Source organism: Vibrio sp. 9-16B-A1, from assembly GCF_056726165.1.
This window is the reverse complement of the sequence record NZ_JBSDZD010000015.1, coordinates 128,758-137,694: the sequence shown is the minus strand read 5'-3', so window position 1 is coordinate 137,694 and position 8,937 is coordinate 128,758. Positions and strand designations below refer to the sequence as shown.

Annotated in this window: 7 protein-coding genes; 2 read left to right on the top strand and 5 right to left on the bottom strand. The window is 55.2% G+C overall.

Features of this window, described 5'->3' with window-relative positions; all coding sequences use genetic code 11:
• Positions 1-562: 562 nt before the first annotated feature.
• The 5 genes from menE to ACVB80_RS20665 form a co-directional block, all read right to left on the bottom strand.
• Positions 563-1,906: an o-succinylbenzoate--CoA ligase gene (gene menE / locus ACVB80_RS20685; protein WP_481083182.1), complete on the bottom strand. Its 1,344-nt coding sequence runs from the start codon at positions 1,904-1,906 to the stop codon at positions 563-565.
• Positions 1,903-2,892: an o-succinylbenzoate synthase gene (gene menC / locus ACVB80_RS20680; RefSeq protein WP_481083181.1), complete on the bottom strand. Its 990-nt coding sequence runs from the start codon at positions 2,890-2,892 to the stop codon at positions 1,903-1,905. Before menC ends, menE begins: the two co-directional genes overlap by 4 nt.
• Positions 2,893-2,966: 74 nt before the next feature.
• The gene (menH, locus tag ACVB80_RS20675; RefSeq protein ID WP_481083180.1) at positions 2,967-3,767 is read right to left on the bottom strand and encodes a 2-succinyl-6-hydroxy-2,4-cyclohexadiene-1-carboxylate synthase; all 801 of its coding nucleotides are present in this window, start codon (positions 3,765-3,767) and stop codon (positions 2,967-2,969) included.
• Positions 3,745-5,463 carry a 2-succinyl-5-enolpyruvyl-6-hydroxy-3-cyclohexene-1-carboxylic-acid synthase gene (menD, locus tag ACVB80_RS20670; RefSeq protein WP_481083179.1) on the bottom strand — a complete coding sequence of 573 codons (1,719 nt, stop codon included), beginning with the start codon at positions 5,461-5,463 and terminating at the stop codon, positions 3,745-3,747. Before menD ends, menH begins: the two co-directional genes overlap by 23 nt.
• Complete coding sequence (locus tag ACVB80_RS20665) at positions 5,460-6,767, bottom strand: isochorismate synthase (protein ID WP_481083184.1); 1,308 nt, start codon at positions 6,765-6,767, stop codon at positions 5,460-5,462. Before ACVB80_RS20665 ends, menD begins: the two co-directional genes overlap by 4 nt.
• Before the next feature lie 268 nt (positions 6,768-7,035).
• Here ACVB80_RS20665 and ACVB80_RS20660 point away from each other — a divergent pair, with 268 nt between their 5' ends.
• Complete coding sequence (locus ACVB80_RS20660) at positions 7,036-8,250, top strand: pyridoxal phosphate-dependent aminotransferase (RefSeq protein WP_481083178.1); 1,215 nt, start codon at positions 7,036-7,038, stop codon at positions 8,248-8,250.
• Between the two features lie 94 nt (positions 8,251-8,344).
• Positions 8,345-8,929, top strand: coding sequence for a 5'-deoxynucleotidase (gene yfbR, locus ACVB80_RS20655; RefSeq protein WP_481083177.1), 585 nt, complete (start codon positions 8,345-8,347; stop codon positions 8,927-8,929).
• Positions 8,930-8,937 lie beyond the last annotated feature (8 nt).

Sequence of the window (8,937 nt, the reverse complement as noted above, 5' to 3'; positions counted from 1 at the left end):
ATTGAATATACCATCCGAAAGCATAAAAGCTTCTTCCGGCACAAAACACCAACGAACACAGTGTCATCCTGAACGCGCTCCCGTTAATTTACCTTGCTCTCAGCAGGTTAAGCGCGATTCAGGATCTACTCTCCACAAGGATAAAACTCACCTCGCGGTAGCGACTCTTCTTTGTTGCAGCGAGTACATTGAGTTGCTGGCGCTTTAACGATACGACACGCTGACAGAAGATCCTGAATCAAGTTCAGGATGACCCGGCGTGTGGAAACAGTACGTGCATATCAAACAACACAGCTCTTATTGAATAAACCATCCGAAAGCATAAAAGCTCCCTCCGGCACAAAGCACCAACGAACACAGTGTCATCCTGAACGCGCTCCCGTTAATTTACCTTGCTCTCTGTAGGTTAAGCGCGATTCAGGATCCACTCTCCACAAGGATAAAGCTCACCTCGCGGTAGCGACTCTTCTTTGTTGCAGCGAGTACATTGAGTTGCTGGCGCTTTAACGATACGACACGCTGACAGAAGATCCTGAATCAAGTTCGATGTATGGAAGCTCGTTCAGAGGGTCTTCCTCTGCTTCCTGAGCCACGCCTTAAGCTCAGCCCTGGAAACCTTAATCCCCTGCCCGCTCAGTTCCGGCAACGGATAATACGCCACCGGGCGTTTAAAGCGCTCGCAGCGCTCCACAAAGAACTGCTCCAGGTCCGTGTCAGACACCGATTCTTCCCGCACAACAAACGCCACCGGGCGATGGCCAAACTCTTTGTCCTCCACCGGCACCACATACGCCTGAGTCACGCGGGGATGTTTCAGCAGCACGGCTTCTATCTCTTCGCAGTGAATATTCTCACCGCCGGAGATAAACTGGTTGTCAGCCCGGCCGAGCACTTTCAGCTCACCCTGCAGCCACTCGCCGAGATCTTTGCTGTCATACCAGCCGTCCTTAGCGGTGATTGGGGTCAGCTTACCCTTGTTCCAGTAGCCACTGGCGAGGGTGTTACCGCCAATATAAATGCGGCCATCTTCAATTTTCAGTTTACGACCCGGCAGCAGATGCCCTGCGCCCTCTTTACCGTCGGCCTGCTTGGCGGTAACGGTTGAGGCCGCTTCGGTCATGCCGTAGCCAAGCCAGACGTCCATCCCCGCGGCTTTCGCCTGTTCACACAGGGCAACCGGGATATAACTGCCACCAAGCAACACCCGCTCAAGACGCAGCTCCTGGCCGCTGTCGAGCGCCCTTTGCAGCTGGGTGGGAACCAGTGAAGCATGGGTAACAGAGTTCAGGTCTGCCAGCAGATCGCCGGTTGGCAGAACCAGGGTTGCACCAACGGACAACCAGCGCCACACAATCGCCATGCCGGAGACGTGATACATCGGCAGGCTCAGCAGCCAGCTGTGCCACGGTTTGTAGTGCAGGCACTGAATCAGCCCCTTTGCTGATGCAAGATGCTGGTAGCAGGTGTGCGCCACCGCTTTGGGCTGACCGGTGGAGCCAGAGGTGAAAATCAGGGTAGTCAGCGTTTCGGGCTGATACGCATGACGGGGAGACGCTGGTTTTCCGTCTGGTAAGAACACGCTCACCCCGGCAAGGGCATCTGTACCATAAACAAATTTGGCACCGGCAGTGGCCAGTTTGCCCGAAAGCACCGCTTCGGGTGCGGGAGCGATCGGGGAGAAAATCACCCCGGCATTCACACAGGCAAGGTAAGTCAGCAGGAGTTCCGGACTGTTTTTCCCAACCGCCGCCAGCACGTCACCCGGCTCAAGACCGGCTCCGGCCAGTGCGCCCTGATAACGCTCCACTTCTTCAGACAGCTGAGCCCAGCTCCAGTGGGTTTCCCCATAAGAGAGTGCCAGCGAGTCCGGCCGCTGAGCCGCCCATTGCCCAAGCAGTGAAATCATACGAAATGCTGAATCAGTTGCTGATCCTGCAGGGTTGCCATTGGCAGATCACTGCCCGGCCAGGCAACTTCAAGCTGCTTGCGGAACAGGCTCAGGGTATCCAGCCCGGGCAGCTGGGTTGGTGTCAGCCATTTGGCGATACGGGCCAGATGACACAGGCCAAGGCTTGATTCGATGCTTGAGCTGATCACCGCCTTCATGCCCATTCGCTCTGCATCCGCGACCAGAGACTGAATGCGCTGCACCGAACCGATCAGGGTTGGCTTAATCACAATCGTCTTGGCACCGGTCAGCTCAGCCAGACGGAAGTCCGGTTCGCGTACCGCTTTTTGCAGAGTCTCATCCCAGGCAATCGCAATACCGGTATCAATCGCAAAGGTGAAGCTGTCACCCGGGTTCTTACACGGCTCTTCCAGGTAGACGATGCGCTGGCGGTAAGACGGGTTGATGTACTGGGCGAACTTGTTGGCTTTTTCCAGCGTCCAGGCGCGGTTTGCGTCCAGACGCAGGGTCAGGTCCGGGATAGATTCCAGGAACAGGTTGACGATCATGCCATCACGGATCGGCTCGTACAGACCCACCTTGATCTTGGCGACTTTCTCACCTGACATCTTGTTCAGAACCGGCAACAGAGCGTCTGGATCACCGATACACAGCGGAGCAGATTCGTAGTTACCTTCTGCCGGAAGGGTACCTTTCAGCTCCATTTCCGCCACAGACAGGCCAAAGGCTACCGATGGCGGCAGGGCGTCAAAATCAAAATCCTGTCCGCGCTGCCAGATCTCCAGCTGGGTACTGGCGGCGATGCCGGCCTCTTCCAGGGTTTCTTCACTGAATCCGGTCAGCGGGGCAATTTCACCATACCCTGCCCGGCCGTCTTCACGCAGTTCGATAATATATCCCTGGCGTTCGGTTACCCGTTGTTCGCGCAGGATCACGCCACTGTCCATTGGCAGGCAATACTTGTATAGCTTGGCTTCTCTCATTGATAACTTCCTGAGTAAATGCGAAGCGGGCCCTTCCCGGCCCGGTCAATCTGATTACGGGGCATACTCGCCCGTTATTTGCAAAGCTCCTGCTCTGCAACAAAATCTCTCACCACCTGAGCAAACACTTCCGGCTGCTCGTGGTGAACGTTATGGCCCGCCGCACTAATCCGGCTGACCTTCAGGCCACTGCTGTCCGCAAGGGCCGAAAATTTGGTATCCATTGCGCCGCATACATAGTGCAGCGGAGGATTACCCGGTGCTTTCAGCTTCTCCAGCAGGTATGGCTGCCTCCCAAGAGAGGTTGCCCTCAACATCCCTGCAATCCCCGGGCCGCTATTATGGCTACGCTGTCTAATCAATGCTTCTCTTTGAGTCTGATTTAGTGACCTGAATACAGGCTGGGTGTACCAATCGCTCAAGACCTGCTCAATTGGTTCGAATTCAAACCGCCAGGCCCATTTTTTATCGTGCTTCAACCGTGCCTGGCGCTCTGTGTCTGTTTCCAGGCCGAAGTTGCCGCCCTCAAGCAGCGCACCTTTAATGCTCAGATCTTCAAACTGGTCATAACAGATCCCGTACATCACTATCCGGGCCCCTAAAGAGTAGCCGCACAACACCAGTTCCCTGCCCGGTCCGATCACATTTTTAAGACTGGCTCTAAGCCTTTGACAACAGGATTCAAAGTTTTCGCCCGCAACAAGCGCAGATTTACCGTGGCCGGGCCAGTCCACCGCCAGGCAAGGGAAATCAGGCAAATAATGGCAGGTATCTGTCCAGTCCTGATGATCGCCAAGCAGGCCGTGAACAAAAACCAGCACCGGATGGTGCTGATTTGAAGATGTGGGTGGATTAAGCCAGTGAGTCGAAAGCATGGGCTGTAATCGTCTGACTCAAATGACGAAGCTGCTGTGAGGCCTGTTGCGGCTCTGTCACCACTTCCACCAGCAGTGTGCCGCTGCCAGAGGCCAGATGCTCTGTTACTGCATTCCGGCACTGCTCCAGCGTCTGCGGACTGAGGTATGAAAGGCCGAACATTGCCGCTGCGTGTTCAAAGCCCAGTCCATGCGGCATCTGATAGAGTGCGGTACGCTTTTGCTCCGGTACCGGCAGCAGGTCAAAAATCGCCCCACCATCATTGTTGACCACCAGAACCACTACGGGTCTGGTGACATTTCTCAGCAGCGCCAGCGAATTAAGGTCATGCAGCAGCGAAGTATCACCAATCACGCACAGCAGCGGTTTATCTGCCCCGCTCTGCACCCCGGCGCAGGTCGCAATCAGGCCATCGATACCCGATGCGCCCCGGTTACTGTATGTCTGGCGCTCCTGTGGTGAAGCCAGCATATCGAGCAGGCGAACCATCAGGCTGTTGCCGATAAAGAGCTCCCCCTCATCCGGCAGCCACTCCATCAGCTCCCTTGCGGTGTTGAGCTCCTGCGCCTCTTCACCCGGCAACGCGGCAATATCGCGCTGCACCTGACAAAGTGCTTCGGCCAACGGTTCTGCCCAGCCATAACCAGCAGGTTCACCCGGCAAAGCGCTCAACTGAGCCTTAACCCAGGCCTGTGGCGATGCCACAAAACGCTGCTGGGGAAGATGGTCCGGATTGAGCCGTTTATCGCTGGCGTCAATCAGCGCGTACTCAGCGTGTGCGGAGACCGCTTTCAGCCACTGTCCGTATCGTTTGGACACCAGTCTGGCACCAAACTGGATGACCACTTCGGCCTGACTGAGAAACCCATTCAGCGCCGGATTTTGCAGCCACAGATCATAGTTGCGCCAGCGACTGCCAACGCCACACTGAATATCACACAGCAGTGGCCAGCCGAGCTTGTCAGCCAGTTTTTTGGCCGCCAGTGCTTCATTCAGCGGCAGCTTACCGGCCACAACCACGCCTTTTTTATCCCACCACTGCGCAGGTGCCCGTGCCGGTAACACTTCACCCGGGTGAGACTGGCAGTAAGGCTTATCGCCCTCAATCCAGGCCGACAGTGGCTCGTAATAAGGATGGGAAAGCGCCAGGCCCTCTTCGCCATAAAGTGGCTCAGGAAAAGCGCAGTTAACCTGAATCGCGCCGCCTTCGCGGTGCTGGCGTTCAAGGCCCTGATCCAGGCTGGTCAGCAGCCAGGACGGAGAAACAGTTTCAGCCGGAGACGGCAGATCCAGTGACCAGCAAACGTGGCGGCTGAAAATACCGGACTGATCTATCGCCTGGTTAGCGCTGCAGTCAATCAGGGTTTGCGGGCGGTCTGCGGTCAGCAGAACAAGCGGCTCACCGGTCAGCGCGGCTTCAGCCGCAGCCGGAAGCAGGTTTGCGACTGCGGTGCCGGAAGTGACTACCACCGCGACCGGTGCCTGACAGGCTTTAGCCAGCCCCAGCGCATAAAAGCCCAGGCCGCGTTCATCAAAGTGACTGTGTAACTCAAGCCCGGGATGAAGATCGGCTTCGAGCGTAAGCGGGGTCGAGCGGGAACCCGGCGCGACACATACGTGTCTTACGCCACTGCGGTACAGCTCTTCAAGAATAAGGTAGCTCCAGCTGCGGTTCATCGCCGCCTGTGCGGTCATGACGCCACACCCAGTCTGGATTGCTCGGTAATAAGCGACAGCAGAGTCGACATTTTCCTGTCCAGCTCCTGCCACTCAAACTGGCTGTCCGAACCCGGTACGATTCCGGCTCCGGCAAACAGATGAATGGTATCGCTCAGAACCAGCGCGCTGCGAATAGCCACGCAGAACTCTGCCCTGTCATGACTCAGGTAACCCACCGAACCGGCGTACCAGCCACGGGCAAACGGTTCTTTCTCCGCGATATAGGCCAGCGCATCTTCACGGGGCAAACCAGCCACCGCGGCGGTAGGCTGAAGCGCAGACAACAGCTGCACGCCATTGATCCCGGATTTCAGCTGTGCCTGAATCTCGCGCTTAAGGTGCTGAACCTTACGCAGACGCACCAGACGCGTCTCCGCCTGCACATCAATACCGGTAGCATGCGGTGTCAGCGACTCAACAATGTCGTCCACCACATACTGGTTTTCCTGCAGGTTTTTCTGGTCATTAGTCAGCCAGTTGGCCAGCGCCAGGTCTTCCTGGGCATCCGCGCCACGGCCGATAGTGCCGGCCAGGGCTTCGGTGTACAGTTCTGTGCCATAACGGCTGTAGAGACGCTCAGGGGTCGAGCCGATAAAGGCCAGCTTATCGTCCATCGCCAGCAGGAAATGAAAACTGTGATGATTACGCTCACGGCTGGTTTTTAACAGCTGCGCAGCAGACATAGCGTTGTCGAGCTTAACCACCGAGCGCCTTGCCAGTACTACTTTCTTAAACGCACCAGCCTGAATGTTATCCAGCGCGTCATCCACCATTTCACTCCACTGCGGATACTCCGGTGTATGGGTAACAGAAGTAACGTGAGACGGAACATGCTGAATCGTACGGGCTTCGGCCACAAGACGCTTAAGTGCCATAACGGCTTTCTCTTTGCCGCCATTGAGATTCACACACAAAGACCAACTCTGGTCATTGCGGACAAGTTCAATCTGAGGAAGAAAGAAGAACGACGGCATGCAGCGGCGGTTTTTATCGCTGTGGCCATCAAAAGAGCGACCACCCCACACACGCTGGCCTTTGCTGAGCACCGCATAAGCCGGAGCCGGATCGCTGAACACGTACTCCTGCCCCAGTGCCACTACTTCTTCACGGGTATCACGGGATTGCCAGTAAAATTTGGGATAGAGAGGCTGGGTATCAAGCCAGTCGATACAGGAAAAACCATGCTCAGGATGACAGCTTTCACTTAACCGGGTGGTGCCTTCAGGCGCCGTTTCAACACGCGAAATTAACGCGCTAATTGTCTGCTGGAAGTGCGACAAACCCACCTCACTCACTGATGGAACGATCATAGTACTATTTTAAGAGGGATACTCTATTGGTTGCGCGCTGAGAGATCAAGGCTATCGCCCGGAATTTGCGGGCCGCTGACATCAAATGGCGAAACTCAGCGCACCAATCGGTTACACACAATCTATAGCGGCAACAAACGTATTCTCTAATTTCGGCCATTTGACAGATATTTATTCTATCGAAGTAAAAAATAGTGTAGGTTAAGGAATTAATATCATTAAAAACGGGAAATTTATAATGGAAAATATCGGGATGTCGTCAAAACTCGATAATGTCTGCTATGACATTCGGGGTCCTGTACTCAAACATGCTAAGCGCATGGAGGAAGAGGGGCATAAAATTTTGAAGCTGAATATCGGCAACCCGGCCCCGTTTGGATTTGACGCCCCTGATGAAATCCTGGTCGATGTGATCCGTAACCTGCCCACTTCTCAGGGCTACTGCGATTCAAAAGGCATCTACTCGGCCCGTAAAGCCGTGGTACAGCACTACCAGAAAAAAGGTCTGCTCAATCTGGATGTGGAAGACGTCTACATCGGTAACGGCGTATCCGAGCTTATCGTGATGGCAATGCAGGCTCTGCTGAATAACGGCGATGAAATGCTGGTTCCGGCACCGGACTACCCTCTGTGGACGGCTGGCGTCTCCCTGTCCGGCGGTAAAGCGGTGCACTACCTGTGTGATGAACAGGCAGACTGGTATCCGGATCTGGACGATATCCGCGCCAAAATCACCCCGAGAACCCGGGGTATCGTGCTGATCAACCCAAACAACCCGACCGGAGCCGTCTACAGCCGTGACTTCCTGCTGGAAGTGCTGGAGATCGCCCGTCAGCACAAACTGATCGTATTTGCAGACGAAATCTACGACAAAGTGCTCTACGACGGCGCAACCCACACCTCGCTGGCTACCCTGTCTGAGGACGTACTGACCGTTACCTTTAACGGCCTGTCAAAAGCCTACCGGGTATGTGGCTTCCGTGGCGGCTGGATGTTTATCTCCGGTCCCAAGCATACCGCTGCCGGTTACATCGCCGGCCTTGAGATGCTCGCCTCAATGCGCCTGTGTGCCAACGTACCAATGCAACACGCGATTCAGACCGCGCTTGGCGGCTACCAGAGTATTAACGAGCTGATCCTGCCGGGCGGACGCCTGCTCGAACAGCGCGACAGAGCCTATGAACTGATCACCCAGATCCCGGGCGTCAGCTGCGTGAAGCCAAAAGGCGCCATGTACCTGTTCCCGAAACTGGACGTGAAGAAATTCAATATCACCAACGACCAGAAGTTTGTGCTCGATTTTCTGACTCAGGAAAAAGTACTGCTGGTTCAGGGCAGCGGCTTTAACTGGCCAAAACCGGATCACTTCCGCATCGTAACCCTGCCGCATATCGAAGACCTTGAGACCGCCATCGGCCGCCTTGAGCGCTTCCTGCACAGCTATCGCCAGTAACTGCTGACAGCAAAAACTGTGCACCTGACGAGCGCGCCACCCGGCGCGCTCAGTTATACTTGCCTTACCAACAATAACGATTCAAAGCAGTCTTATGTCCCGCAGTCATTTTTTCGCTCATCTTGCACGTATGAAGCTTATCCAGCGCTGGCCTCTGATGCGCTCGATAACCAATGAAAACATCTCAGAACACAGCCTTCAGGTCGCTTTTGTCGCCCACGCGCTGGCGCTTATCAAAAACAAAAAGTATGGTGGCAACGTCAACCCGGAACGCGCTGCCCTGCTCGGTATGTACCACGATACCAGTGAAGTGCTGACCGGCGACCTGCCAACTCCGGTCAAATATTACAACCCGTATATCGCCAAAGAGTACAAGAAGATCGAAGCCGCCGCAGAGCAGAAGCTGCTCTCCATGCTGCCTGAAGAGTTCAGGGAAGATTTTGAGTCGTTTCTGATCTCTGACAGTAACGACCCGGAAGAAGCGAAGATCGTCAAGCAGGCCGATACCATCTGTGCCTACCTCAAGTGTCTGGAAGAGCTGTCTGCGGGAAACCACGAGTTTGAACAGGCGAAAAAGCGCCTGGAAAACACCCTGGAAGAGCGCGGTAGCCCGGAAATGCGCTATTTTCTCAACACCTTTGCCGAAAGTTTCAGTATGTCTCTGGACGAAATCAGCTAACTGACTGT